Here is a 26,225-nt window from a genome sequence, read left to right as displayed (position 1 = left end):
GAGATCTGGACAAAGGCCCGGGCGGAGGACTGTTCAAAAGCTCGGGCGGAGGACTGGACAAAGATCCGGGAAAATGGCCGGACAAAGGATCACGGGATTAATGCCGGAAGGGCATTACTACGCCCGGAGTCCTCCCGGTTGACAGGTCAATTCCCTTTGTCGTGCACTGTTTTGATCGGGTTCCGGTACCTGCGATCCCGTCCACATCTTGAGCTCAGCCCAAGCGTCAAGGAGGACGAATGGCGGAGCTTTCCATCCCTCATCAGCCGGGTGACGCCTCGGCTCTCGCAGCCGCCGTGCTGACCGACGGAAACCGCGCCCTGGTCGCCGTCATCGCGCTCGTCGCGCTGGCCGCCCTGGTGCTCGCGGGCGTTCTGGTGCGCCAGGTGCTCGCGGAGGGCGAGGGAACCGACAGCATGAAGAAGATCGCGGCAGCCGTCCAGGAAGGCGCGAACGCCTACCTGGCACGGCAGCTGCGCACGCTCGGCGTATTCGCCGTCGTCGTGTTCTTCCTGCTCATGCTGCTGCCCGCGGACGACTGGAATCAGCGTGCCGGACGATCGGTGTTCTTTCTGATCGGCGCGGCCTTCTCGGCGGCGACCGGCTATATCGGCATGTGGCTCGCCGTGCGCAGCAATGTGCGCGTCGCCGCGGCGGCACGGGAAGCGACACCGGCCGCGGGCGAACCGGAGAAGGACCTCACCCTCGTCTCCCACAAGGCGATGAAGATCGCTTTTCGCACGGGCGGCGTCGTCGGTATGTTCACGGTGGGACTCGGCCTTCTGGGCGCCTCCTGCGTGGTGCTGGTGTACGCGGCCGACGCGCCGAAGGTGCTGGAGGGCTTCGGCCTCGGTGCCGCGCTGATCGCTATGTTCATGCGGGTCGGCGGCGGCATCTTCACCAAGGCCGCCGACGTCGGCGCCGACCTGGTCGGCAAGGTCGAGCAGGGCATCCCGGAGGACGACCCGCGCAACGCCGCGACCATCGCCGACAACGTGGGCGACAACGTGGGCGACTGCGCCGGCATGGCGGCCGACCTCTTCGAGTCGTACGCCGTGACGCTGGTGGCCGCGCTGATCCTCGGCAAGGTGGCCTTCGGCGACGCGGGACTGGCGTTCCCGCTGCTGGTGCCGGCGATCGGTGTGATCACCGCCATGATCGGCATCTTCGCGGTGGCGCCCCGCCGGGCCGACCGCAGCGGCATGAGCGCGATCAACCGGGGCTTCTTCATCTCCGCGGTGATCTCGCTGGTGCTGGTGGCGGTGGCCGTCTTCGTCTACCTCCCCGGCACGTACGCCGACCTCGACGGCGTCACCGACGCCGCCATCGCCGGCAAGGACGGCGACCCGCGGATCCTCGCGCTCGTCGCCGTGGCGATCGGCATCGTGCTCGCCGCCCTGATCCAGCAGCTCACCGGCTACTTCACCGAGACCACCCGGCGACCCGTGAGGGACATCGGCAAGACCTCCCTCACCGGCCCCGCCACCGTCGTCCTCGCCGGCATCTCCATCGGCCTGGAATCCGCCGTCTACACCGCCCTGCTGATCGGCCTCGGCGTCTACGGGGCCTTCCTGCTCGGCGGCGCCTCGATCATGCTGGCGCTGTTCGCGGTGGCGCTGGCCGGCACCGGACTGCTCACCACCGTCGGCGTGATCGTCGCCATGGACACCTTCGGACCGGTCTCCGACAACGCCCAGGGCATCGCCGAGATGTCCGGCGACGTCGAGGGCGCCGGTGCCCAGGTGCTCACCGACCTGGACGCCGTCGGCAACACCACCAAGGCCATCACCAAGGGCATCGCCATCGCCACGGCCGTCCTCGCCGCGGCGGCGCTCTTCGGGTCGTACCGCGATGCCATCACCAGCGGCGCGCGGGACGTGGGGGAGAAACTCAGCGGCGACGGCGCGCCGATGACCCTGATGATGGACATCTCGCAGCCCAACAACCTCGTCGGGCTGATCGCGGGCGCGGCGGTCGTCTTCCTCTTCTCGGGACTGGCGATCAACGCGGTGTCCCGGTCGGCGGGTTCCGTGGTCTTCGAGGTGCGGCGTCAGTTCCGGGAGAAGCCCGGGATCATGGACCACACGGAGACACCGGAGTACGGCAAGGTCGTCGACATCTGCACCAGGGACGCCCTGCGCGAACTCGCCACGCCCGGGCTGCTCGCCGTGATGGCGCCCATCTTCATCGGGTTCACGCTCGGCGTGGGCGCGCTCGGCGCGTTCCTGGCCGGCGCGATCGGCGCGGGCACGCTGATGGCGGTGTTCCTCGCCAACTCCGGCGGCGCCTGGGACAACGCCAAGAAACTCGTCGAGGACGGCCATCACGGCGGCAAGGGCAGCGACGCCCACGCGGCCACCGTCATCGGCGACACGGTCGGCGACCCCTTCAAGGACACCGCGGGCCCCGCCATCAACCCGCTGCTGAAGGTGATGAACCTGGTGGCGCTGCTCATCGCGCCCGCGGTCATCAAGTTCTCCTACGGAGCGGACGAGAACGTCGGCGTGCGGGTGCTGATCGCCGTCGTGGCGTTCGCCGTCATCGCGGCGGCGGTGTACGTGTCCAAGCGGCGCGGGATCGCCGTGGGGGACGAGGACAGCACCGGCGGAAAGCCCGAACCGGCCGACCCGGCAGTGGTCTCGTAACCGCACGGGAGCCCCGGTCGTCCGGGGCCCGGCCCAAGTCGCGGACGGACGGCACGCACTGACGCGCCGTCCGTCCGCGCCGTCCGTCCGCTCCGCCGTCCGCGCCTTCACCGTGAGTCTTCTCTCGCGTGGTGCAAATGGCTGCAATACGGTCTTCATGGATGTTCATCCTGCGGATGTCCCCCGTCCGGCGTGTATGTTCCGGGGCCGAGAGCCATGGAAGGGACCAATCCGGTGAACAAGAAGCTCGCGGCCGCACTGTCCGGCGGTGCGGTACTGGTACTGGCGCTGGCGGGATGCAGCAGCGACGACGACGGCAACGAGAAGCTGGACTCCTGGGCCAAGCAGGTCTGCGACGCGGTCCAGCCGCAGGCCAGGAAGATCGAGGCCGCCAACTCCGCGATCCAGAAGGAAACCTCGGACAACAGCAGCCCGGAACAGGTCCAGAAGACCGACGCGAAGGCCTTCCAGGACATGTCCGACGCCTACAAGGCGATGGGCGGCGCGGTCCAGCGGGCGGGGGCGCCGGACGTCGAAGAGGGCGAGAAGAAGCAGCAGGACGCAGTCAAGGAGCTCAACAGCCTCTCCGCGTCCTACGCCTCTCTGAAGAAGCAGGTCGAGGGCCTCGACACCAAGGACCAGGCGAAGTTCGCCGACGGCCTCAAGGACGTCGCCGCCGAGCTGACCAAGCTCGGCAGGACCGGCAGCGACGCGCTGAAGACCCTGGAGGAGGGCGACGTCGGCCAGGCCATGGCCAAGCAGGCCAGCTGCAAGTCGGCCAGCCCCGCGGCGTCGCCGGCCGGGAGCTGACGGCCGGACACGACCGCGGGCCGCCCGCGGGGAGCGGCCCGGTGCCCGCTCCACGGGCGGGAGACGGAACGCGGGCCACAATGGGGGGGTGAGTAACGCCAGCCTCTCCCCCCTGCCCCGCACCGACCGTCCCGACGTCACCGCACGGCTGCGGGACGCCCTGCTCGGGGCCTCCTTCACCGCCGACGGACTGCTGGAGCTGCTCGGCGCCCCCGCCTACGCAGCCCTGTCGCGCAGCGAGGTCGTGCCCGCGCTCCGCGCCACCCGTGGCGACACGCCGCTGGAGCTGCTCGTGCGGCTCTTCCTCCTCCAGCAGCCCGCGCCCCGCGCGCGCGTGGCCGAGGTCCTGCCCGTCGACGCGTGCCTGGAGAGCGGGTGGCTCGTGTCCGTCGACGGCGAGCTGGCGGCCACCGTGGACGTACGGCCGTACGGCGGACCCGACGGCGAGGACTGGTTCATCGTCTCCGACCTGGGCTGTGCCGTCGGCGGAGCAGGAGGAGTGCGCGTCAGCGCTCCCGCCGAGGGCGGCGTCGGCAACGGCGCGGAGGGCGTCGTCCTCGGCGTCGGCGGCGCCTCCACGACGCTGGCCGGCCTCACCGTGCGTACGCCCGTCTCCGCCGCCCTCGACCTCGGCACCGGCTCCGGCATCCAGGCGCTGCACGCCGCCCGGCACGCCACCCGCGTGACGGCGACCGACGTCAACCCGCGCGCGCTGCACATCACCGCGCTGACCCTCGCCCTGTCCGGCGTCCCGGCCGCCGACCTGCGCGAGGGCTCGCTGTACGAGCCGGTCGACGAGGGGGAGACGTACGACCTCATCGTGTCGAACCCGCCCTTCGTCATCTCGCCGGGCGCCCGCCTCACCTACCGCGACGGCGGGATGGGCGGGGACGATCTGTGCCGCACGCTCGTTCAGCAGACGGGGGAGCGCCTGAACGAGGGCGGGTTCGCGCACTTCCTGGCCAACTGGCAGCACGTGGAGGGGGAGGACTGGACGGACCGGCTGCGCTCCTGGGTGCCGCGCGGCTGCGACGCGTGGGTCGTGCAGCGCGAGGTGCAGGACGTCACGCAGTACGCCGAGCTGTGGCTCAGGGACGCCGGTGACCACCGCGGTGACGAGACCGAGTACCAGGCGCGGTACGACGCGTGGCTGGACGAGTTCGAGGCGCGCAAGGTCAGGGCCGTCGGCTTCGGCTGGATCACGCTGCGCAGGACGGGCGCCGCCGAGCCCTCGGTCACGGTGGAGGAGTGGCCGCACCCGGTCGAGCAGCCGCTCGGCGAGACGGTGCGGGCGCACTTCGAACGCCTCGACTACCTGCGCGAACACGACGACGCTGCCCTGCTGGAGGCATGTTTCACGCTGGCCGCCGAGGTCGTCCAGGAGCAGGTCGGCCTGCCCGGTGCCGAGGACCCGGAGCACGTCGTGCTGCGGCAGAACCGCGGCATGCGCCGGGCCACCCGGGTCGACACCGTCGGCGCCGGTTTCGCGGGCGTCTGCGACGGCACCATGAGCGCCGGCCGCATCCTGGACGCCATCGCCCAGCTGGTCGGCGAGGACCCGGTGGCGCTGCGCGACCGCACGCCCGCGCAGATCCGGCTCCTGGTGGAGCAGGGGTTCCTGGAACCGGCGTAGGGATCTCCCGCGCCCCGTGACGCCTGGGACGGCCGCCCCGGCGCCGGTGGCGGACCCGGTGGAACGAGCCACGGCACAGCGCCGTCGGCTCCCCGTTCACCCGGGGTTCGCCTGCGCGCCGCCCGCGCGTGTCAGCCTCCCCGGGGCTGGGCAGTCACGGGTGGTGAAAAGGGGCACGGGAACCATGGAGAGCGGGCCGGCGGTCTTCGCGGGAACGGTGTTCGTCCTGTTCGGTGGCGGCCTGCTGACGTGGACCGTGACCCGCGTCCGGCACGGCCGGCCCGTCGCGCTGGGTGTGAGGCCCGTCGCATCGGCGACCCTCGCGAGCGTCGTCGCCGTGACCGCGCTGGCCCTCGGCGCATGGTGCCTCACCCGCGTGTGAGGGGCCGGATCCGGACAGTGTCCGCGCTCTTCGCGCCGGTGACCGGAAGGGCGCGCTCCGCGTACGGGGCCCGGGGCCGGTGGACACTCCGGACGCAGGAACGGGGTTCGTCGGGTTACCGTTCGAGTGGCCGTTGCGGGCTTTTCCCGTTTGACACGGGGGCGGGAGGTACCGTCACACTCCGCAGCGTCACGACCGAAACGCAGTACGACCCGAGCCCGGGAGCACCGCCTGGGTCAGGCCCCAGTGTCGACCGGAGAGAAGAGCGAAGTTGTCCCCGACCAGCGAGACCGCGAACGGCGGCCGCCGACTCGTCATCGTCGAGTCGCCTGCCAAGGCGAAGACGATCAAGGGCTATCTCGGCCCTGGCTACGTCGTCGAGGCGAGCGTCGGGCACATCCGCGACCTTCCCAGCGGCGCCGCCGAGGTGCCCGAGAAGTACACCGGTGAGGTCCGCCGCCTCGGTGTGGACGTCGAACACGACTTCCAGCCCGTCTATGTGGTCAACGCTGACAAGAAGGCGCAGGTCAAGAAGCTCAAGGACTTGCTGAAGGAGTCCGACGAACTCTTCCTCGCCACCGATGAGGACCGCGAGGGCGAGGCCATCGCCTGGCACCTGCAGGAAGTCCTCAAGCCGAAGATCCCGGTCAAGCGCATGGTGTTCCACGAGATCACCAAGGAGGCGATCCGGGCCGCCGTCGCCAATCCGCGCCAGCTCAACCAGAAGCTCGTCGACGCCCAGGAGACCCGCCGCATCCTCGACCGCCTCTACGGCTACGAGGTCTCGCCGGTCCTGTGGAAGAAGGTCATGCCGCGCCTGTCGGCCGGCCGTGTCCAGTCCGTCGCCACCCGGCTCGTCGTCGAGCGGGAACGCGAGCGCATGGCGTTCCGCTCCGCCGAGTACTGGGATCTGACCGGCACTTTTGCGACCGGCCGCGCGGGCGACGTCTCCGACCCGTCGTCGCTGGTCGCCCGCCTGCAGACGGTCGACGGCCGGCGCGTCGCCCAGGGCCGAGACTTCGACTCCCTGGGGCAGCTCAAGAGCGCGAACACCCTCCACCTCGACGAGGCGAACGCCCGCGCGCTCGCCGCCGCCCTGGAGAACACGCGCTTCGCCGTCCGCTCCGTCGAGTCCAAGCCGTACCGCCGCTCGCCGTACGCGCCCTTCCGTACGACGACGCTGCAGCAGGAGGCGAGCCGCAAGCTCGGCTTCGGCGCGAAGGCGACCATGCAGGTCGCCCAGAAGCTGTACGAGAACGGCTACATCACCTACATGCGTACGGACTCGACGACGCTGAGCGACACGGCGGTCGCCGCCGCCCGCGCCCAGGTCACGCAGCTGTACGGCGCCGACTACCTGCCGGACAAGCCGCGGACGTACGCCGGCAAGGTCAAGAACGCGCAGGAGGCGCACGAGGCGATCCGTCCCTCCGGCGACCGCTTCCGCACGCCCGCCGAGACCGGACTGACCGGCGACCAGTTCAAGCTGTACGAGCTGATCTGGAAGCGGACCGTCGCCTCCCAGATGAAGGACGCGACCGGCAACAGCGTCACCGTGAAGATCGGCGGCGCGGCCTCCGACGGCCGGGACGTCGAGTTCAGCGCCTCCGGCAAGACCATCACCTTCCACGGCTTCCTCAAGGCCTACGTCGAGGGTGCCGACGACCCGAACGCCGAGCTGGACGACCGCGAGCGCCGCCTGCCGCAGGTCGCCGAGGGCGACGCGCTGACGGCCGAGGAGATCACGGTCGACGGCCACGCCACCAAGCCCCCGGCCCGCTACACCGAGGCGTCGCTGGTCAAGGAGCTGGAGGAGCGCGAGATCGGCCGTCCCTCGACGTACGCGTCGATCATCGGCACGATCCTGGACCGCGGCTACGTCTTCAAGAAGGGCACGGCACTCGTCCCGTCCTTCCTCTCCTTCGCCGTGGTCAACCTCCTGGAGAAGCACTTCGGGCGGCTCGTCGACTACGACTTCACCGCCAGGATGGAGGACGACCTCGACCGCATCGCGCGGGGCGAGGCGCAGGCCGTGCCGTGGCTGAAGCGGTTCTACTTCGGCGAGGGCGCGAGCGAGGGCGGCGCCGCCGACGCCGGCAACGGTGACGGGGACCACCTCGGCGGCCTCAAGGAGCTGGTGACCGACCTCGGCGCGATCGACGCCCGCGAGGTGTCGTCCTTCCCCGTCGGCAACGGCATCGTGCTCCGCGTCGGCCGCTACGGCCCCTACGTCGAGCGCGGCGAGAAGGACGCCGAGAACCACCAGCGCGCCGACGTCCCCGACGACCTCGCACCCGACGAGCTGACCGTCGAGCTGGCCGAGGAGCTGCTCGCCAGGCCGAGCGGCGACTTCGAGCTGGGCACCGACCCGGCCACCGGCCACACCATCGTCGCCAAGGACGGCCGCTACGGCCCCTACGTCACCGAGATCCTCCCCGAGGGCACCCCGAAGACCGGCAAGAACGCCGTGAAGCCGCGGACGGCCTCGCTGTTCAAGTCGATGTCCCTGGACACGGTGACCCTGGACGACGCCCTCAAGCTCATGTCGCTGCCGCGCGTCGTCGGCACCGACGCCGAGGGCGTCGAGATCACCGCGCAGAACGGCCGCTACGGCCCGTACCTCAAGAAGGGCACGGACTCGCGGTCCCTCACCTCCGAGGAGCAGCTCTTCACGATCACGCTGGAGGAGGCGCTGGCGATCTACGCCCAGCCCAAGCAGCGTGGCCGGGCCGCGGCCAAGCCGCCGCTGAAGGAGCTGGGCACCGACCCGGTCAGCGAGAGGCCGGTCGTCGTCAAGGACGGCCGTTTCGGCCCGTACGTCACCGACGGCGAGACCAACGCGACCCTGCGCTCCGGCGACAGTGTCGAGGACATCACGCCGGAGCGCGGCTACGAGCTGCTCGCCGAGAAGCGCGCCAAGGGACCCGCCAAGAAGACGGCGAAGAAGACGGCGGCGAAGAAGACCACCGCCAAGAAGGCTCCGGCCAAGAAGACGGCGGCCAAGAAGACCGCGGCGAAGAAGACCACCACCGGGGCGGCGGCCAAGAGCACGGCCGCCAGGAAGACGACGGCGAAGAAGACCACGAAGCCGGCCGCCTCCGGGTCGTCCTCTTCCCCGTCAACGGAGGACTGAGACGCTCTCAGGAGCCCGTACAGCACACGCTCACGTTCGCTGAGCGAACGCCCCGGCATCGATTCGGTGTCGGGCGTTCGCGCGTTCGGCCGGGTGCCCCGGCCTGTCGGCGACGCCCGATAGGCTGAACGCATGACGCGAGCCGAGCAGCCAACGGGCCCTCACCCCGCCCCGGACGACGCCCTCGTCGCGGACTCCCGCGAGCGCGCCGTCCGCGCCCTGCTGCGCCGACCGCAGTTGAGGCGGTTGTGGAGCGCGCAGCTCGTGGGGGGTGTCGGCGACACCCTCGCCCTGCTGGTGCTGGTCCTTCTCGCCGTGCAGGCCGCGTCGGGCGCGGGCTCGTTCGGCGGGGGCTACCGGGGCGTGGCGTTCGCAGTGGCGACCGTTTTCGGTGTGCGCATCCTGGCGACGCTGCTCTTCGGCGCGGTCCTCCTCGGCCCGCTCACGTCGCTCACCTCGCCGGAGGGGCCGCTCGACCGGCGCTGGACCATGGTCGGCGCGGACGGTCTGCGGGCGGTGCTGCTGATCGTGGCGCCGCTGTGGATCGACTGGACGCCGGACGACGCCCTCACCGTCCTCCTGGTGACCGGCTTCGTCACCGGGGCCGCCGAGCGCTTCTGGACGGTGTGCCGGGAGAGCGCGGCACCCGCGCTGCTGCCCGCCCCGCCGCCCGAGGGCGCCACGGTGCGGCCGCTGCCGGACCACATGGACGCGCTTCGCCGTCTGTCGCTGCGCACAAGCTTCGTGGCGATCCCGCTCGCCGCGATCGTGCTCGTCGTCGCGGGGCTGCTGAACAACCTGCTGGGCGCCGGCGTCGACTGGTTCGCCCAGCACCAGGCGGCCCTCGCCTCGTACGTCGCGGCCGGACTGTTCGCCGCGTCCCTGTCCCTGGTGACCTTCCTCGAGCTGCCCGCGACCCGCACCCCGCGCGCCCGGTCGCCGCTGGAGGGCATGCGCCGTCCCAGGACCGCCGGCGGTGTCGACAAGGGCCGTACCGGTGTCCTGCCGCTGCTGGTGTTCGCCTGCGCCGCCGTCGCCGCGGTCGTGTCCGCCGCGGTCGCCGTGGCGGTGCTGCACGCCGGGGACCTGGGCGGCGGCCCGGTGCTGTACGGGCTGATGGCCGGCGCACTGACCGGCGGCGTGGTCGTCGGCATCCGCACGGCCCCCGCCCTGCTGCCCTCCCTGTCGCGGCGGCGCCTGCTCGCCCTGGCGATCGCCTTCGCCGGCGTCACCCTGCTGGCCGCCGGGCTGGTGCCCGACGTCACCAGCGTGCTGCTGCTGCTCGTGCTGGCCGGCGCCGGCGCCGGCGTGACCGCCAACACCGGGCACGCGCTGCTCGACCAGGAGACCGAGGAGCACCGCCGCGCGCGGATCACCGATCATCTGCACGCCGTCGTCCGGGTCCATGTGGCGCTCGGCGCGGTGATCGCGCCCGTGTTGGCGGCGGCGATCGGGCCGCACCGGCTGGAGAGCGGCAGGTTCGTCTTCGCCCACGGCGGCGCCGCGTTCGTGCTGATGCTGGCCGGCGCGCTGCTGCTGCCGGTGGCCGCGCTGGTGCTGGCCAAGGTCGACGACCGCTCCGGGGTGCCGCTGCGGCACGACCTGAAGGATGCGCTGCTCGGTGGCGACGACCCGGTGCCGAGCCCCGCGGCGAACGGTTTCTTCATCGCTCTGGAGGGCGGCGACGGCGCCGGGAAGTCCACCCAGGCGGAGGCTCTCGCCGAGTGGATCCGCGGCAAGGGGCACGAGGTCGTGCTGACCCGCGAGCCGGGCGCGACGCCGGTGGGCAAGCGCCTGCGGTCGATCCTGCTGGACGTGTCGAGCGCCGGCCTGTCGCACCGCGCGGAGGCGCTGCTGTACGCCGCCGACCGCGCGGAGCACGTCGACACGGTGGTCCGGCCCGCACTGGAGCGCGGCGCCGTGGTCATCTCCGACCGGTACATCGACTCCTCGGTGGCCTACCAGGGCGCCGGCCGCGACCTGTCGCCGACCGAGATCGCCCGCATCAGCCGCTGGGCGACCAACGGGCTCGTCCCGCACCTGACGGTCCTGCTGGACGTCCCGCCGGAGACCGCCCGCGAGCGGTTCACCGAGGCACCGGACCGCCTGGAGTCGGAGCCCGCCGAGTTCCACGCGCGGGTGCGGGCCGGCTTCCTGACGCTGGCCGCCGCCGATCCCGGCCGCTACCTCGTCGTGGACGCGGGCCAGGAGCCCGAGGCCGTCACCACCGTCGTACGCCACCGGCTCGACCGGATGCTGCCGCTGTCCGAGGCCGAGATCAAGGCCCGGGAGGAGGCGCGCCGCAAGGCCGAGGAGGAAGCGCTCCGGAGGGCCGAGGAGGAGGCCGCCCGCAAGGCCGAGGAGGAGCGCCTGGAGCGCGAGCGCCTCGAACAGCTGGAGCGGCTGCGCGCCGAGGAGGAGGAGCGCAAGCGGCGCGAGCTGGAGGAGGCGCAGCGGCGCGAGGCCGAGCGGCAGGCCGAGGAGGCCCGGCAGCGGGCCGAGGAAGCACGCCGCAAGGCCGAGGAGGAGCGGGCGCGGCTCCTCGCGGAGGAGAAGGCGCGGGCCGAGGAGGAGGCACGCCGGCGGGCCGAGCAGGAGCGGCTGCGCAAGCAGGCCGAGGAGGAGGCCCGGCTGCGCGCCGAGGCCGAGGCCCGGCGGCTGGAGAAGCAGCGCAAGGCCGAGGAGGCCCTGATGCGGGCCGAGGCGGCACGCCGGGCGGCCGAGCAGGCGGCGGCAGCGGCGGCGGCCGGCCCGAAGCCGACGGCGCCTCCCGCGGCGGACGCGCCCCGCGCGCCCCGGCTGCCCGCGGCAGCCACGGGCACCGAGGGCGCGCCCGAGGTCCCGGACACGGCGACGACCGTGCCGACGCCCGTCGTCACGCCGTCGGACGCCTCCGGCGGTACGGCCGAGGACACCACGGTCCTGCGGCCCGTGCGCGACGACCGGGACGGGACGGACGGCCACGGATCCCGGCACGGAGGATCCGCCGCCGGGGCTCCCGAGTCGGAGTCCGAGGTGACGGCCGAGCTGCCCAGGCCGGTGGTGGCGCCGGGCACGGCGGACGAGACGGCGGACGAGACGGCGGTCCTGCCGCCCGTGCCGCCCGCCGAGGAAGAGACCGCCGTCCTGCCGTCCGTGCCGCAGGGAGCCGCCGACGAGACGGCGGTCCTGCCCCCGGTCCGCGAGGACGACCCGGCCGACCGGGTCCCGCCCGGGTACTTCCGTGAGGAGCGGTCCGCCGACCGGCCCGCCGAGCCCGAGGACCGCACCCGGGAGCTGCCCCGGATCGACCCCGACCAGGCGCCGCCCCGCAGGCGGCGGTCCGACTGGGCCGAGGAGACGCCGCTGGACGACCTGCCGACCCTGGCGGACGAGCTGCTGGGCCCGCGGGACGACGACCACGGTGACGGCCGCGACGGCAGGGGCGGCGGCCGGGGGAGGGGCCGGGGCCGGCGCTGACCGGGCTCCCCGCCGTCCGTCAGGGCCCGTCGTCCAGGGGCCGCCCGCCTCCGGCGTCCGTTGTCGGCGGTGGCCCGCACAATGGAGGACGCGGCGCGGAGTGCGCGGCGGAGTACGACGTGAGCGTGATGGAAGGACGGCGTGACCCATGACCGTGTGGGACGACCTCGTCGGGCAGGAGCGGGTGAGCGAGCAGCTCGCCGCCGCCGCCCGTGACGCCGACGCCTTCGTCACCGCCGTGACATCCGGCGGACCGCCCCCCGAGGCGTCGAGCATGACGCACGCGTGGCTCTTCACCGGCCCGCCCGGCGCCGGCGTCACACAGACGGCGCGGGCCTTCGCCGCCGCGCTCCAGTGCGTGAGCCCCGACCGCGCCCTCGGCGGCGTCCCGGGCTGCGGCTTCTGCGACGGCTGCCACACGGCGCTCATCGGCACCCATGCGGACGTCAGCACGGTCGCGGCGGTCGGCGCGCAGATCCTCGTGGAGGACATGCGCGACACCGTCCGCAAGTCGTTCACCTCACCGGCGAACGGCCGCTGGCAGATCATCCTCGTCGAGGACGCCGAGCGGCTGAACGAGAAGTCGGCCAACGCCGTCCTCAAGGCCGTCGAGGAGCCCGCCCCCCGCACGGTGTGGCTGCTGTGCGCCCCGTCCGTCGAGGACGTCCTGCCCACGATCCGCTCCCGCTGCCGCCATCTGAATCTGCGCACCCCCCCGGTCGAGGCGGTCGCCGACATGCTCGTACGCCGCGAGGGCGTCGAGCCGGACGTCGCCGCCGCGGCCGCCCGTGCCACCCAGGGCCACATCGACCGCGCCCGCCGCCTGGCGACGGACCCGGCGGCCAGGGAACGCCGCGCCGCCGTGCTGAAGCTGCCCCTGCGGGTCGACGACGTCGGCAGCGCCCTGAAGGCCGCGCAGGAGCTGGTGGACGCGGCGGTGGCGGACGCCAAGGAACTCGCCGAGGAGCTGGACACCAAGGAGGCCGACGAGCTGAAGGCCGCCCTGGGCGCGGCCCCGGGCGGCCGGCTGCCGCGCGGCACGGCGGGCGTGATGAGCGATCTGGAGAAGAACCAGAAGCGCCGCAGCTCGCGCACCCAGCGCAACACCCTCGACGTCGCCCTGAGCGATCTCACCACCTTCTACCGCGACGTCCTGGCCCTCCAGCTCGGCTCCCGCGTGGCGATCGCCAACGCCGACTCCATGGACGCCCTGGAGCGCGTCGCCCGCGCCGGCACGCCGGAGTCCACCCTCCGCCGCATCGAGGCGATCGCCGCCTGCGGGGAGGCCCTCGACCGCAATGTGCCGCCGCTGCTCGCGGTGGAGGCGATGACGATGGCGCTCAGAGCGGGCTGACCGGGGCGACGCGCACGAGGGGCCCCGGCGCCCGGCGGGAGAACACGCCCGGCGGAAGAACACGGACGGCGGTTGACGGCATAACTCGTCCGAGGCGCGTCGGGCACGCAGCGCATCGACACCGTCGCTGACGGTTACGCTCGCCGGATGTACTCAAGGCGCACTCACCGCAGGACCCGCAGGACCCTCGGCCTCCGCACCGGAGCCACCCTGTTCGCCGCCGCACTGCTCGCCACCGCCTGTTCGGCCGGAGGCGTGTCGACGTCGGCCGGTGCGACGGCGGCGCAGGACGCGGCCGGCGCGACCGAACTGGCGAAGGCGACACTGACCGCGCTGCCCGGGGCCACCCCCTCCGCCCTGGCCCCGTACTACGGGCAGAAGCTGAGCTGGCGGGAGTGCGGCGTCCCCGGTTTCCAGTGCGCCACGATGAAGGCGCCGCTCGACTACGCGAAGCCCGCCGACGGGGACGTCAGGCTCGCCGTGGCCCGCAAGAAGGCCACCGGCCCCGGCAAGCGGCTGGGCTCGCTGCTGGTGAACCCGGGCGGGCCGGGCGGCTCCGCGATCGGCTACCTCCAGCAGTACGCGGGCATCGGCTACCCGGCCGAGGTCCGTGCCCGGTACGACATGGTGGCGGTCGATCCGCGGGGCGTGGCCCGCAGCGAGCCCGTGGAGTGCCTCGACGGGCGGGAGATGGACGCGTACACGCGCACGGACACCACCCCGGACGACGCGCGGGAGACCGACGCCCTGGTCGACGCCTACAAGGGCTTCGCCGAGGGCTGCGGAGCGGACGCGCCGAAGCTGCTGCGCCACGTCTCGACCGTCGAGGCGGCCCGGGACATGGACATCCTGCGCGCGGTCCTGGGCGACGGGAAACTGAACTACGTCGGGGCGTCCTACGGCACCTTCCTCGGGGCGACGTACGCCGGGCTGTTCCCGGACCGGGCGGGCCGGCTGGTCCTGGACGGCGCGATGGACCCGTCCCTGCCCGCCCGCCGCCTGAACCTCGAACAGACGGCGGGCTTCGAGACGGCGTTCCAGTCCTTCGCGAAGGACTGCGTGAAGCAGCCCGACTGCCCCCTCGGCGACAGGAACACCACCCCCGGCCAGGTCGGCAGGAACCTGAAGGCGTTCTTCGGCGACCTGGACGCCGAGCCGGTCCCCACCGGCGACGCCGACGGCCGCAAGCTCACCGAGTCCCTCGCCACCACGGGCGTGATCGCCGCGATGTACGACGAGGGCGCCTGGCAGCAGCTGCGCGAGGCACTGGCCTCGGCGATGAAGAAGAAGGACGGCACCGGCCTGCTGGCCCTCTCCGACAGCTACTACGAGCGCGATGCCGACGGCGGCTACAGCAACCTGATGTTCGCCAACGCGGCGGTGAACTGCCTGGACCTCCCGGCGGCCTTCTCCTCCCCGGACGAGGTGCGCGCCGCGCTCCCCGAGTTCGAGAAGGCGTCCCCGGTCTTCGGCGAGGGCCTCGCCTGGTCCTCTCTGAACTGCGCGTACTGGCCGGTCCGCCCCACGGGCGAGCCGCACCGCATCGAGGCCGCCGGGGCGTCGCCGATCGTCGTGGTCGGCACCACCCGCGACCCGGCCACCCCCTACCGCTGGGCCCAGGCCCTGGCCGACCAGCTCTCCTCCGGCCGCCTCCTCACCTACGAGGGCGACGGCCACACCGCCTACGGCCGCGGCAGCACCTGCGTCGACACGGCGATCAACACCTACCTCCTGCGCGGCACCCCGCCCGCGGACGGCAAACGCTGCTCCTGACCACCGGCGGCCCCACCCGACCCACCTGCTCCACCCGCCCCGGAGCCCCGGCCCCGGGGCGGGTGCGAAGCACCCCCGGAAACTGTGTAGACTTACCGACGTTGCTGATCGCACCATGGGTGCGCACAGCGTGCCGCCTTAGCTCAGATGGCCAGAGCAACGCACTCGTAATGCGTAGGTCTCGGGTTCGAATCCCGAAGGCGGCTCCACTGGAACCCCAGGACCGGAACATACCGGCCTGGGGTTCTCTCGTTCGGTGGGCCGTGAGCAGTGGCTCGTGTGCTCACAGGGCTCACAGGGCTCACTTCGCGTCCGCGTAGCACTCCACCACCGCCGTCGTGAACGGGAACCGTACCGGCGTACGGCCGAAGGTGAGCCGGCCCGCGAGGTCGGCCGCGTCACGGATCGCCGCGACGACGGTGTCGGCCTCCTCCCGCGGACAGTGGACGATCACCTCGTCGTGCTGGAAGAAGACCAGCTCCGCCGCCATGTCCGCGCAGGACCGCCGCAGCGCGGCCAGCATCAGCAGGGCCCAGTCGGCCGCGCTGCCCTGGACGACGAAGTTGCGGGCGAAACGGCCCCGGGCGCGGGCGTCGGTGGAGGCGTAGCCCGGCACCCACTCCTGCGGGCGGCCCACGGCGTCGGAGGGGTCGTCCTGCGGCAGGCCCGGCTCCTCGACGTCGCCGCCCGTGCCGGCCGCCGGCGGGCAGGTGCGGCCCAGCCAGGTCCGCACGAGCCGGCCCTCCTCGCCCGCGCGGGCCGCGTCGTCGACGTAGGCCACCGCCCGGGGGAAGCGGCGCCGGAGGGCGGCGAGGTTCTTCAGGCCGTCACCGGAGGTCTGGCCGTACACCGCGCCGAGCACGGCGAGCTTGGCCTGCGCGCGGTCGCCGGAGAAGGCGTGGTCGGACACCGACTGGTAGAGGTCGGTCTCCCGGCCGGCCACCTCCATCAGCCCGGGGTCGCGGGAGATCGCGGCGAGGACGCGCGGCTCCATCTGGTCGGCGTCGGCCACGACCAGGACCCAGCCCGGGTCGGCGACGGCGGCCCGCCGGATCACCTTGGGGATCTGCAGCGCGCCCCCGCCGTTGGTCACCCACCGGCCGGTGACCGTGCCGCCGGCGAGGAACTCGGGGCGGAAACGTCCGTCGCGCACCCAGTCCTGCAGCCAGGACCAGCCGTGGGCGACCCATATCCGGTACAGCTTCTTGTAGGCGAGCAGCGGCCGCACGGCAGGGTGGTCGACCGACTCCAGCTCCCAGCGGCGGGTGGAGGAGACCTTGACGCCGGCCTGCGCGAACGCCCTGACCACGTCCGCGGGCAGGTCCGGCCGCACCCGGCGTCCGAACGCCGCGGACACCTCCTCCGCCAGCTCGGCCAGACGGCGCGGCTCGCCGCCGCCCGCGTACCGCTCGCCGAGCAGGTCGTGCAGCACCTCGCGGTGCACGTCGGCCCGCCAGGGCAGCCCGGCGCGGTTCATCTCGGCGGCCACCAGCGACCCGGCCGACTCGGCCGCCGTCAGCAGCCGCATCCGGTCCGGGTGCGCGGCCCGGTCGTGGCGGCGCTGCTGCTCGGCGTAGACGGAGAGCAGATCCTCCAGGGGCAGGTGGGTGCCCTCTGGTTCGAACAGCGGGGACTGCGCGCCCGGTGCGGCGGACCGCTGGGGCGGGTCGGGCGGCACCGGTCCGCCGCGCAGGCGGGCGAGGGCGGCGGCGGCCGACCGGGGCTGCCCGTACCGGCCCTCGTGGCCGAGCAGGAGGGTCTCGGCGGCCTCGATGTCGTAGCACCGCTCCACTCGCACCCCCGCGGTGAGCAGGCGCGGGTAGATCTCCGCGGTGGACCGCCACACCCACCGGGTGACGTCCGGCCGGGCGCGTACGGCTCCGGCGAGGTCCGGCTCCCGCCGCACCGGACCGGCGGGCAGCCCGTCGGGGCCGAGGGGGGCGACGTCCACGCCACCGTCCTCGGCCACGGCGAGCGCCCACCGGTCGGCCATGGGGCGAGTGTCGCAGGGGGGACTGACAACGCCCCGCCGCGACCGGTGCCCCGGCTCAGCCCTCCTGCCCGCCGGCCTCCGTCTCCTCCGGCTTCTTCGTCTCCTCCGCCTCCCCGGTCACCTCGATGAACTGCGCCAGCATCTCGGTGACGTACCGCTCGGTGGCCTCCTTGCCGAGGCCGAGCCCGCTGAGCACGCCCTCGCCGTGCTCGTGCTCCAGCAGGGCGAGCAGGATGTGCTCGGTGCCGATGTAGTTGTGGCCCAGGCGCAGGGCCTCGCGGAAGGTGAGCTCGAGGACCTTCTTGGCCGCGGGGCCGTACGGCACCAGCTCCGGGACCTCCCCGGCGGCGGGCGGGAGCGCGGCGAGGGCCGCCTCGCGGACCGCGTCCAGGGTCACGCCCTGCGCGGCGATCGCCTTGGCGGAGAGGCTCTCGTGCTCGGTGAGCAGGCCGAGGACGAGGTGCTCGGGCAGGCCCTCGGCGTTGCCGGCGGTCTTGGCCGCGTTGTGGGCGGCCATCACCACGTTGCGCGCGCGGGGCGTGAAACGGCTGAAGCCCTGGCTCGCGTCCAGATCGGCGGACTCCTTGGGCACGAAGCGCTTCTGCGCCGCCTGCCGGGTGACGCCCATGCTCCTGCCGATGTCCGTCCAGGACGCGCCCGAACGCCGGGCCTGGTCCACGAAGTGGCCGATGAGGTGGTCGGCCACCTCACCGAGGTGCTCACCGGCGATGACGGCGTCCTGGAGCTGCTCGAGCGGCTCCGCGTGCACCTTCTTGATCGCGGTGATGAGTTCGTCGAGACGTACGGATGACGTGATGCTCGGGTTCGGATGCGTCGTCATGTGTCAACCGTAGGTTGCACCCAGGAGGCTGTCAACCGACAGTTGACAGCCTCCTGGGCGGTCCTGCGGTCTCCCGCGTGTCTACTTCGGCGAGGCCACCACCAGCCTCACCGCGAGCCCCGTGAACACCGTCCCGGAGACGATGTTCAGCCAGCGGTTCACCCGGGCGCTGCGCCTGAGCAGGCCCGCCAGCCGGCCGGACAGCAGGCCCACGCAGCCGTCCCACAGGAAGCCCATCACCACGAGCGTCGCGCCGAGCAGCAGCAGCTGACCGGGGACGTGCCCGAGGGAGGGGTCGACGAACTGCGGCAGGAACGCCACGTTGAAGAGGATCACCTTGGGATTGAGCAGATTGGTGATCGCGCCCTGCCAGAAGGCCCGCCGCATCCCCGTGCCCCGGGGCGCCGCTCCGTCCCCGCCCGGCACCGAGCGGTCCCGGAAGGCCTTCACCGCCAGGTACAGGAGGTAGGCCGCGCCTGCCCAGCGCAGCACGTGGTACAGCGTCGGCAGCGTCGTGAACAGCGCCGACAGGCCGAGCGCCGCGGCGACCGCGTGCACCAGCATCGCGCAGGCCACACCGGCCGCGGCCATGACGCCGGCCGCGGGCCCGCCCCGCCCGCCCATCGCCACGATGAACATCATGTCGGGCCCCGGAGTGACGCACAGCGCGAAGGCGGCGACGAGGAACGCCGCGTAGAGAGTCGTGTCCACCATGCGCGCCATGCTGGACGGCGCACACCGCGGCCGGCGACCGGATTTCGCGGAGCGGGACACGCCGCGGCCCGGTGTCCGCGGGCCGTGGCACCATCACCGGGTGAGTACGTCCAGCACCGTCGACCGCGCCCTCGGGGCCGCCCTGTACGACACCGCCGACACCGCCCTCGACACCGCCGCCTCGCTGCTCGCGGCCGATCCCGCGGCGGACGCCGAACTGTCCCGGCGGGGCGAGGAGTTCGTGGCCACGGCGTGGCGGCGCGGCTGGCAGCCCGCCGACGTCGTACGGATCGTGCGGCGCGAGCTGGACGACGTGCACGTACGGCTGGTGGCCGCGCTGATCCGGGCCCAGGCGGCGCACGACCGTCCCCGCGGCCCGCGCTGGGCCGCGCAGCTCGACGGCCTCCCGGACGGGCCGGCGCCCCGCGCCGACCGCTTCTCGCACGCCACCGCCGTACTGGAGCTGTACCGCCTGCTGCTGCGCCTGCCCGTGCTGGAGCCGCTGGAGGCACCGGACGCGCCTGGCGCGCCCCGTCACGAGCCCCGGTCCGAGTCGCGCGCCCTCGCCCGCATCCGCGCGCTGCTCGCCAAGGCGGAGGCGACCGGGTACCCGGAGGAGGCGGAGGCGCTCAGTGCCAAGGCGCAGGAGCTGATGGCCCGGCACAGCGTCGACGAGGCGCTGCTGTCGGCCCACGCGCCCTCGCCCGACACGCCGGGCGCCTGCCGGATCGGGGTGGAGCCGCCGTACGAGCAGGCCAAGGCGGTGCTGCTGGACGCGGTGGCCGGGGCCAACCACTGCCGGGCCGTGTGGAACGAGCCCCTCGGCTTCTCCACCGTCGTCGGCTTCGAGACCGACCTGGAGGCGGTCGAGCTCCTCTACACCTCCCTGCTGGTGCAGGCCGAGACCGCGATGACGAAGGCGGAGGCCGCCCAGCGCGCCGGCGGACGCAAGCGGACCAAGACCTTCCGCCAGTCCTTCCTGGCGGCCTACGCCCACCGCGCGGGCACCCGGCTGAGGGCCGTCGCCGAGCGGACCGCCGCCGAGACCGGGACGGCCGACGCCGGCCTGCTCCCCGTTCTCGCCTCCCGCGACGTCGCGGTCACCGACCGGCTGGAGCGGATGTTCCCCGAGACGACCACGACCCGGCTGCGCGGCGCCGACGACGCGGCGGGCTGGACGGAGGGCACCCGCGCGGCCGACCGGGCCCGGGTCGGCCGGCGGCGCCCGTTGCCGTAGGAACGAACCACCGGGCGTCGGCGTCGGGACCGCCGGGGCGACGGCCGCGACGCCCAGCCCGGCGGCGCGCACCGGTGCGCCCCCGTCGCGGTCACGGGCGCGCGGGTGCGCCGGTCAGGAGCCGCCGAGACCGGCCGTCGGCAGCCCGGGCGGCATCGTCCCGCCCTCGGCCTTGGTGTAGGTCTCCTCGCCGACGGCGCCCTGCCACTTCACCTTCAAGGACGTCCCGCCGACCGGCTCGACGGTCCCGACCGCCCGGTCCTCGTTGCCGTCGCTGCACTTCAGGCGGATCGTGCGGGTGCCGGAGCCCTCCTCGGCGGTGCCGCTGCACATGGTCCCGCCCGTGGCGAAGAGGGCGGCCTTGTCGCCGGTGACCACCAGGGCGACGGCGTGGCCGTCGGTGGTCGCCAGCCAGCTGCCCTCCAGCTCACCGGCGGAACCCGAGGAACCGGCGGAAGCGGTGGGTGACGAACCGCCGCCCTCACCCCCCGCGCCCGCGCTCGCCGACGCACCGGGCGCGGCCGAGGACGCGTCCCCCTTTCCGGAGGCGTCGTCGGCACCGCCGTCGTCGGTGCACGCGGTCAGCGTCAGCGCGCCCACCAGCCCGACGGCCGCGAGCGCCGCGCGCACGGCCGTACCCGCCGTGCGGCCCCTGCCCCTCGCGCCGGCCGCGCTCACCGTGCTCTTCGCAGTCCCCAACGTCACCGCAAGCTCCAAGCTGTAGCCGGACGGCCGGGTCGGCCCCGAGTCAGCCGCAAGCTACCAGGACGCCCCCGCGGCCCCTGTCGAGTCGCCCGGCATGGACACCGTGGGGGACACCGCGGGGCAGGTCGACGGCATGTTCTCCTGTTCCCGGGGCATACGCGGGGAACGACTCCGCCGGAGCGGGCGTCTCAGAAGGCAGGGGACCGGGCCGAGCGGTCGGCGCGGCTGTAATCACGGGAACACCGCGCGTGCACGTGCATCTGCTCATGCATCTGCACGTGAACAGCGTTATGATCCGGACCAGTTGACCACTGCACCAATGGCCACATCAGCCAGTGCACCATCGGGGAGCGACCTGTGGACCACGACGTGTACGACGTTGACGACGCGTCCGGCGTGTACAACGGCATGGCCGCCACGCAGTTGCACGACGTGGCCTGGCAGAAGAGCCGGCACAGCAATTCGCAGGGGTCCTGCGTGGAGTTCGCGCGCCTGCCCGGCGGCGGTGTCGCCGTGCGCAACTCACGCTTTCCCGACGGGCCCGCGCTGGTCTACACGCGCGCCGAGATCGAGGCCATGCTGCTGGGCGTCAAGGACGGCGAGTTCGACCACCTGATCGCGAGCTGACGCTCACACCGCCCCCGCTCACACCGCCCCCGCTCACACCGCCCCCGCTCCCGCTCCCGCGGCCGCCGCCCCCGTCAGTCCGCGGGCCGGCGGAGCCGGAACAGCGCCCAGACCACCTTGCCGTCCAGCGCGCCGACGAGCGGGTGCCAGCCCCAGCTGTCGCTGAAGGAGTCGACGAGGAACAGGCCGCGGCCCGACTCCGCCGAGAAGTCGTCCGCCTCGCGCGCCACCGGGCCGGTGTGGCTGGGGTCGCGCACCGCGCACACCAGCCGTTCCGTCCAGCGCATCAGATGCAGCCGTACGGGGCCCTCCCGGTCGGCCAGACGCGGGGTGTCCGTCGGCAGCGCGTGCCGCAGGGCGTTGGTGACGAGCTCGGAGACCACCAGGCAGACGTCGTCGAAACGGTCGCCCGTCTCCCAGCCGTCCAGCGTGGCGCGGGTGAACCGCCGGGCCTCGCGCACCGCCTCGTAGCGGGGCGGCAGGGCGCAGGAGGCGGCGTCGGAGACGGCCGCGGGGTCGATCGGCGGAAGGCCCTGCCTCGACGGCTCGAGCATGGTCGATCCATTCGTCCCCATGCGAGGCACTCCCGGAATTCGCGGTCGTAGCGATGCGGCGCGGTGGTGCGGGACCATGGTTTCGGATGCGTTCCGCAGATGCAAGAGCAGATGCACGTGCACGTGACCGAAATGGACCTGCCCGTACCGCTTGCTGGCCAATTTTTCCCACATCTTCGCTTCGCGTTCACGCCACTTCGAAGCCGGAGAGCAGCAACTCCCTTTCCTTTCCTTCCCGTTGCCGTTGGCTCGATTCCGTTTCCGTAACCGGACGAGTACAGCTCGGAGTGTTTTAGTGGCAGACTTCGGCCCCTGAGGACGGCTGGGGAGGCTGGCGAACGTGAGCGCGGGAGAGCCCGGATCGGTGGTGCGGCGCATGCTGCTCGGATCACAACTCAGGCGACTGCGTGAGACACGGGGGATCACGCGCGAGGCGGCGGGCTACTCGATCCGCGCCTCGGAATCGAAGATCAGCCGGATGGAGCTGGGCCGGGTGAGCTTCAAGACCAGGGACGTCGAGGACCTGCTGACGCTGTACGGCGTCACGGACGAGCAGGAGCGCGCCTCCCTGCTGTCCCTGGTCAAGGAGGCCAACGTCGCGGGCTGGTGGCACAGTTACTCCGACGTGCTGCCCAGCTGGTTCCCCACCTATGTGGGCCTGGAGGGCGCGGCCTCGCTGATCCGCGTCTACGAGGTGCAGTTCGTGCACGGCCTGCTGCAGACCGAGGAGTACGCCCTCGCGGTCGTCCGGCGCGGCATGAAGGGCGCGAGCGAGGCGGACGTGGAGCGCAGGGTGGCGCTGCGGCTGGAGCGGCAGAAGCGCCTGGTCGCCGAGAACGCCCCCGACTTCCACATCGTCCTGGACGAGGCCGCGCTGCGCCGGCCCTACGGCGACCGGGCGGTGATGCGCGGGCAGCTCCAGCACCTGATCGACATGTCCGAACGCCCCAACATCCGCCTCCAGGTGATGCCGTTCGGCTTCGGCGGGCACTCCGGGGAGAGCGGCGCGTTCACGATCCTCAGCTTCCCCGAGTCCGACCTCTCGGACGTCGTGTACCTGGAGCAGCTCACCAGCGCCCTGTACCTGGACAAGCGCGAGGACGTCGCGCAGTACGAGACGGCGCTGGAGGAGCTGCAGCGGGACAGCCCGGGGCCGGACGAGAGCCGAGATCTCCTCCGAGGTCTCCTCCAACTCTCCTGAAACATCAGTACGATGACGCCCTGTCAGGCGAACGGCCAAACGGCAGCAGGGGATTGAGGGTTCACATGTCGTCGTACTTCACCGACCTCGCCCAGCAGTACATCGACGGCGAGTGGCGTCCGGGCACCGGTTCCTGGGACATCATCGACTTCAACCCGTACGACAACGAGAAGCTCGCCTCGATCACGACGGCCACCGCCGACGAGGTCGACGCCGCCTACCGCGCGGCCGGGCGCGCGCAAAAAGAGTGGGCGGCGACCAGCCCCTACACCCGCCGCGCGGTGTTCGAGAAGGTGCTGCGGCTGGTCGAGGAGCGCGAGGCCGGGATCAGCGAGGCGATCGTCGCCGAGGTGGGCGGCACGCGCGCGAAGGCCGCCTTCGAGGTGCACCTCGCCAAGGAGTTCCTGCGCGACGCGGTCCACCTGGCGCTGCGCCCCGAAGGCCGGATCATCCCCTCGCCGGTCGACGGCAAGGAGAACCGCCTCTACCGGATCCCGGTCGGTGTCGTGGGCGTCATCAGCCCCTTCAACTTCCCCTTCCTGCTCTCCCTCAAGCCGGTCGCCGCGGCGCTCGCCCTCGGCAACGGCGTCGTCCTCAAGCCGCACCAGAACACACCGGTCGTCGGCGGCACCCTGATAGCCAAGCTCTTCGAGGACGCCGGCCTGCCGGCCGGCCTGCTGAACGTCGTGGTCACCGACATCGCCGAGATAGGCGACGCCTTCCTCGAGCACCCGGTCCCCAAGGTGATCTCCTTCACCGGCTCGGACAAGGTCGGCCGGCACGTCGCCACCGTCTGCGCCGCGCACTTCAAGCGCTCGGTCCTCGAGCTGGGCGGCAACAGCGCCCTGGTGGTCCTCGACGACGCCGACATCGACTACGCGGTCGACGCCGCGGTCTTCAGCCGCTTCGTCCACCAGGGCCAGGCCTGCATGGCCGCCAACCGCCTCCTGGTCGACCGCTCGGTCGCCGACGAGTTCACCGAGAAGTTCGTCGCCAAGGTGAGGACCCTCAAGGCCGGCGACCCGAGCGACCCGGCGACGGTCATCGGCCCGGTGATCAACTCCTCGCAGGCGGAAGCGCTCTCCGCCGTGGTCGAGCAGGCCCTCGCCGAGGGAGCGACCGCCCTGGTGCGCGGCACGACCACGGACAACCTCGTCACGCCGTCGGTCCTGACCGGCCTGCCCGCCGGCTCCGCCCTGCTGAAGCAGGAGGTCTTCGGCCCGGTCGTCTTCCTCGTCCCCTTCGACGGGGAGGAGGAGGCCGTGCGCCTGGTCAACGACACCCCGTACGGGCTGAGCGGCGCCGTGCACACGGCGGACGTCGAGCGGGGCGTGAACTTCGCCCGGCAGATCGACACCGGCATGTTCCACGTGAACGACGGCACCGTGCACGACGAGCCCCTCGTGCCCTTCGGCGGCGAGAAGCACTCCGGCATCGGCCGGCTGAACGGCGACGCGATGCTGGAGGCCTTCACCACGCAGAAGTGGATATCGGTGCAGCACGGCCGGAGCCGCTTCCCGTTCTGAGCACCACCCCGGCACCTCCGGCACACGCCCGGCCCACGTCGGCCGGGCGGGCCGGGCGCGGGCCGCGCCGGCCGCCGGGCCTAACCTGGACCGCATGTCAGTGATCCGTCTCCTGGTGCTCGGCGCGGTGCGCCAGCACGGGCGGGCCCACGGCTACCAGGTGCGCAACGACCTGGAGTACTGGGGCGCGCACGAGTGGTCCAACGCCAAGCCCGGCTCGATCTACCACGCGCTCAAGCAGATGGCCAAGCAGGGACTGCTGCTCGCGCACGAGACCGCCCCGTCCACCGCGGGCGGTCCGCCGCGCACGGAGTACGAGATCACCGGAAAGGGCACCGAGGAGTACTTCGCCCTCCTCCGGGAGGCCCTGACCTCCTACGACCAGAAGCCGGACGTGCTCTCCGCCGCGCTCGGTCTCATGGTCGACCTCCGCCGCGAGGAGGTGCTGGCCCTCCTGGAGGAGCGGATCCGGGCCATCCAGGAGTGGCGCAGGGGCGTGACGGAGTACTACACCCCCGAGAGCGGCCCCGGGCAGCTCGGCCACATCGGCGAGATCATGAACTTCTGGGTGCACTCCGCCGACACGGGCGCCGAGTGGACCCGCGCGCTCGTGGAACGCATCCGCGAGGGCGCGTACACCTTCGCCGGTGAGGGCGAGCCGTTCGTCGGCGTCCTGGCGGACGGCGAGGAGAACCCGTACGCGACGGGGGAGCGGCATCCCGGGGACGCCGGCTGACCGAGTCCGGCCCGGGCGTGCGGACGGGACACCTTCTCCGGGCAGGCGGCAAGGCCGGGCCCGCCCGGGCTTGCACCTCACGTCGCGTGAGGCGGCAGCGTGGACGGCGACACAGAAGGGAGCGGAAGTGGGCTACTCCGTGGGACAGGTCGCCGGCTTCGCCGGAGTGACGGTGCGCACCCTGCACCACTACGACGACATCGGCCTGCTCGTACCCAGCGAGCGCAGCCGCGCGGGCCACCGGCGCTACAACGACGCCGACCTGGACCGGCTGCAGCAGATCCTGTTCTACCGCGAGCTCGGCTTCCCGCTCGACGAGGTCGCCGCCCTGCTCGACGACCCGGCCGCGGACCCGCGCGCGCACCTGCGCCGCCGGCACGAGCTGCTGACCGCCCGGATCGAGAAGCTGCAGAAGATGGCGGCGGCCGTGGAGCACGCCATGGAGGCACGCACGATGGGGATCAACCTGACACCACAGGAGAAGTTCGAGGTCTTCGGCGACTTCGACCCCGACCGGTACGAGGAGGAGGTCCAGGAACGCTGGGGCGACACCGACGCCTACCGCCAGTCCAGGCAGAAGGCCGCCTCGTACACGAAGGAGGACTGGCAGCGCATCCAGGACGAGGCCGACGAGCTCACCCGGCGCTTCGTCGCCCTGATGGACGCCGGTGAGCCCGCCGACTCCGAGGCGGCCATGGACGCCGCCGAGGACCACCGGCAGGCGATCGCCCGCAACCACTACGACTGCGGGTACGAGATGCACACCTGCCTGGGTGAGATGTACGTCTCGGACGAACGTTTCACGCGGAACATCGACGCCGCCGGGCAGGGTCTCGCCGCCTACATGCGCGACGCGATCCTCGCCAACGCCGTCCGCCACACTCCCTGACCGGCGGCCGTGG

Annotated in this window: 19 protein-coding genes and 1 tRNA gene; 15 read left to right on the top strand and 5 right to left on the bottom strand. The window is 72.7% G+C overall.

All coding sequences use genetic code 11. The features are described 5' to 3' along the window. Positions 1–239 precede the first annotated feature (239 nt). From ACFYOJ_RS08020 to ACFYOJ_RS07980, 9 genes are all read left to right on the top strand, one after another. On the top strand, positions 240–2,645 hold the full coding sequence (locus ACFYOJ_RS08020) for a sodium-translocating pyrophosphatase (RefSeq protein ID WP_356551342.1): 2,406 nt from the start codon (positions 240–242) through the stop codon (positions 2,643–2,645). 216 nt (positions 2,646–2,861) lie between these two features. After that, entirely contained in the window at positions 2,862–3,455 is a 594-nt protein-coding gene (locus ACFYOJ_RS08015; RefSeq protein WP_356551341.1) for a small secreted protein, read from the top strand. A gap of 88 nt (positions 3,456–3,543) precedes the next feature. Continuing rightward, positions 3,544–5,088 carry a class I SAM-dependent methyltransferase gene (locus tag ACFYOJ_RS08010; RefSeq protein WP_356551339.1) on the top strand — a complete coding sequence of 515 codons (1,545 nt, stop codon included), beginning with the start codon at positions 3,544–3,546 and terminating at the stop codon, positions 5,086–5,088. Positions 5,089–5,272: 184 nt separating this feature from the next. Then, on the top strand, positions 5,273–5,470 hold the full coding sequence (locus tag ACFYOJ_RS08005) for a hypothetical protein (protein WP_356551337.1): 198 nt from the start codon (positions 5,273–5,275) through the stop codon (positions 5,468–5,470). Between the two features lie 271 nt (positions 5,471–5,741). Further along, positions 5,742–8,603 carry a type I DNA topoisomerase gene (gene topA / locus ACFYOJ_RS08000; RefSeq protein WP_356551335.1) on the top strand — a complete coding sequence of 954 codons (2,862 nt, stop codon included), beginning with the start codon at positions 5,742–5,744 and terminating at the stop codon, positions 8,601–8,603. 132 nt (positions 8,604–8,735) lie between these two features. Beyond that, entirely contained in the window at positions 8,736–12,062 is a 3,327-nt protein-coding gene (gene tmk / locus ACFYOJ_RS07995; RefSeq protein ID WP_356551333.1) for a dTMP kinase, read from the top strand. Positions 12,063–12,210: 148 nt separating this feature from the next. After that, entirely contained in the window at positions 12,211–13,416 is a 1,206-nt protein-coding gene (locus ACFYOJ_RS07990) for a DNA polymerase III subunit delta' (RefSeq protein WP_356551331.1), read from the top strand. A gap of 147 nt (positions 13,417–13,563) precedes the next feature. Then, a complete protein-coding gene (locus ACFYOJ_RS07985; RefSeq protein WP_356551329.1) occupies positions 13,564–15,189 on the top strand; it encodes an alpha/beta hydrolase in 1,626 nt (541 codons plus the stop codon). Positions 15,190–15,321: 132 nt separating this feature from the next. Continuing rightward, positions 15,322–15,398: transfer RNA gene (locus ACFYOJ_RS07980), tRNA-Thr, on the top strand. 92 nt (positions 15,399–15,490) lie between these two features. Here the strand turns inward: ACFYOJ_RS07980 and ACFYOJ_RS07975 are convergent. The 3 genes from ACFYOJ_RS07975 to ACFYOJ_RS07965 form a co-directional block, all read right to left on the bottom strand. Further along, positions 15,491–17,182: a bifunctional 3'-5' exonuclease/DNA polymerase gene (locus tag ACFYOJ_RS07975; RefSeq protein ID WP_356551328.1), complete on the bottom strand. Its 1,692-nt coding sequence runs from the start codon at positions 17,180–17,182 to the stop codon at positions 15,491–15,493. 55 nt (positions 17,183–17,237) lie between these two features. Further along, positions 17,238–18,023, bottom strand: coding sequence for a Clp protease N-terminal domain-containing protein (locus ACFYOJ_RS07970; RefSeq protein ID WP_356551326.1), 786 nt, complete (start codon positions 18,021–18,023; stop codon positions 17,238–17,240). A gap of 81 nt (positions 18,024–18,104) precedes the next feature. Then, positions 18,105–18,737, bottom strand: a complete 633-nt coding sequence (locus tag ACFYOJ_RS07965; protein WP_356551324.1) for a LysE family translocator — start codon at positions 18,735–18,737, stop codon at positions 18,105–18,107. Between the two features lie 100 nt (positions 18,738–18,837). Between ACFYOJ_RS07965 and ACFYOJ_RS07960 the strand changes: the two genes are divergently transcribed. Beyond that, the gene (locus ACFYOJ_RS07960; protein WP_356551323.1) at positions 18,838–19,974 is read left to right on the top strand and encodes a DUF2786 domain-containing protein; all 1,137 of its coding nucleotides are present in this window, start codon (positions 18,838–18,840) and stop codon (positions 19,972–19,974) included. 114 nt (positions 19,975–20,088) lie between these two features. Here ACFYOJ_RS07960 and ACFYOJ_RS07955 read toward each other — a convergent pair whose 3' ends face one another. Beyond that, positions 20,089–20,604 (bottom strand): hypothetical protein, encoded by a 516-nt coding sequence (locus ACFYOJ_RS07955; RefSeq protein WP_356551554.1) that lies wholly within the window; start codon positions 20,602–20,604, stop codon positions 20,089–20,091. Positions 20,605–21,036: 432 nt separating this feature from the next. On the opposite strand from ACFYOJ_RS07955, the gene ACFYOJ_RS07950 reads away from it, so the two are divergent. Beyond that, positions 21,037–21,306, top strand: coding sequence for a DUF397 domain-containing protein (locus ACFYOJ_RS07950; RefSeq protein WP_356551321.1), 270 nt, complete (start codon positions 21,037–21,039; stop codon positions 21,304–21,306). Positions 21,307–21,380: 74 nt separating this feature from the next. On the opposite strand, the gene ACFYOJ_RS07945 is transcribed toward ACFYOJ_RS07950, so the two are convergent. Next, positions 21,381–21,860: an ATP-binding protein gene (locus ACFYOJ_RS07945; RefSeq protein WP_356551320.1), complete on the bottom strand. Its 480-nt coding sequence runs from the start codon at positions 21,858–21,860 to the stop codon at positions 21,381–21,383. A 376-nt stretch (positions 21,861–22,236) separates the two neighbouring features. On the opposite strand from ACFYOJ_RS07945, the gene ACFYOJ_RS07940 reads away from it, so the two are divergent. The 4 genes from ACFYOJ_RS07940 (at position 22,237) to ACFYOJ_RS07925 (ending at position 26,212) form a co-directional block, all read left to right on the top strand. Continuing rightward, positions 22,237–23,061 carry a helix-turn-helix transcriptional regulator gene (locus tag ACFYOJ_RS07940; RefSeq protein WP_356551552.1) on the top strand — a complete coding sequence of 275 codons (825 nt, stop codon included), beginning with the start codon at positions 22,237–22,239 and terminating at the stop codon, positions 23,059–23,061. Positions 23,062–23,126: 65 nt separating this feature from the next. Continuing rightward, entirely contained in the window at positions 23,127–24,587 is a 1,461-nt protein-coding gene (locus tag ACFYOJ_RS07935) for an aldehyde dehydrogenase family protein (protein WP_356551319.1), read from the top strand. Positions 24,588–24,681: 94 nt separating this feature from the next. Next, the gene (locus ACFYOJ_RS07930) at positions 24,682–25,323 is read left to right on the top strand and encodes a PadR family transcriptional regulator (RefSeq protein ID WP_356551317.1); all 642 of its coding nucleotides are present in this window, start codon (positions 24,682–24,684) and stop codon (positions 25,321–25,323) included. A gap of 127 nt (positions 25,324–25,450) precedes the next feature. Beyond that, positions 25,451–26,212: a MerR family transcriptional regulator gene (locus tag ACFYOJ_RS07925; protein WP_356551316.1), complete on the top strand. Its 762-nt coding sequence runs from the start codon at positions 25,451–25,453 to the stop codon at positions 26,210–26,212. Positions 26,213–26,225: the final 13 nt, after the last annotated feature.

The sequence above is a fragment of the Streptomyces sp. NPDC006384 genome (assembly GCF_042870695.1).
Taxonomy (GTDB): domain Bacteria; phylum Actinomycetota; class Actinomycetes; order Streptomycetales; family Streptomycetaceae; genus Streptomyces.
This window is presented reverse-complemented; position numbering and strand designations above follow the sequence as displayed.

Coding starts and splice junctions, on each gene's coding strand:
- ACFYOJ_RS08020 (WP_356551342.1), top strand. CDS start 240: ATGGCGGAGCTTTCCATCCCTCATCAGCCGGGTGACGCCTCGGCTCTC.
- ACFYOJ_RS07945 (WP_356551320.1), bottom strand. CDS start 21,860: ATGCTCGAGCCGTCGAGGCAGGGCCTTCCGCCGATCGACCCCGCGGCC.
- ACFYOJ_RS08015 (WP_356551341.1), top strand. CDS start 2,862: ATGGAAGGGACCAATCCGGTGAACAAGAAGCTCGCGGCCGCACTGTCC.
- ACFYOJ_RS07965 (WP_356551324.1), bottom strand. CDS start 18,737: ATGGTGGACACGACTCTCTACGCGGCGTTCCTCGTCGCCGCCTTCGCG.
- ACFYOJ_RS07940 (WP_356551552.1), top strand. CDS start 22,237: ATGCTGCTCGGATCACAACTCAGGCGACTGCGTGAGACACGGGGGATC.
- ACFYOJ_RS07975 (WP_356551328.1), bottom strand. CDS start 17,182: ATGGCCGACCGGTGGGCGCTCGCCGTGGCCGAGGACGGTGGCGTGGAC.
- ACFYOJ_RS07970 (WP_356551326.1), bottom strand. CDS start 18,023: ATGACGACGCATCCGAACCCGAGCATCACGTCATCCGTACGTCTCGAC.
- tmk (WP_356551333.1), top strand. CDS start 8,736: ATGACGCGAGCCGAGCAGCCAACGGGCCCTCACCCCGCCCCGGACGAC.
- ACFYOJ_RS07930 (WP_356551317.1), top strand. CDS start 24,682: ATGTCAGTGATCCGTCTCCTGGTGCTCGGCGCGGTGCGCCAGCACGGG.
- ACFYOJ_RS08005 (WP_356551337.1), top strand. CDS start 5,273: ATGGAGAGCGGGCCGGCGGTCTTCGCGGGAACGGTGTTCGTCCTGTTC.
- ACFYOJ_RS07990 (WP_356551331.1), top strand. CDS start 12,211: ATGACCGTGTGGGACGACCTCGTCGGGCAGGAGCGGGTGAGCGAGCAG.
- ACFYOJ_RS07935 (WP_356551319.1), top strand. CDS start 23,127: ATGTCGTCGTACTTCACCGACCTCGCCCAGCAGTACATCGACGGCGAG.
- ACFYOJ_RS07985 (WP_356551329.1), top strand. CDS start 13,564: ATGTACTCAAGGCGCACTCACCGCAGGACCCGCAGGACCCTCGGCCTC.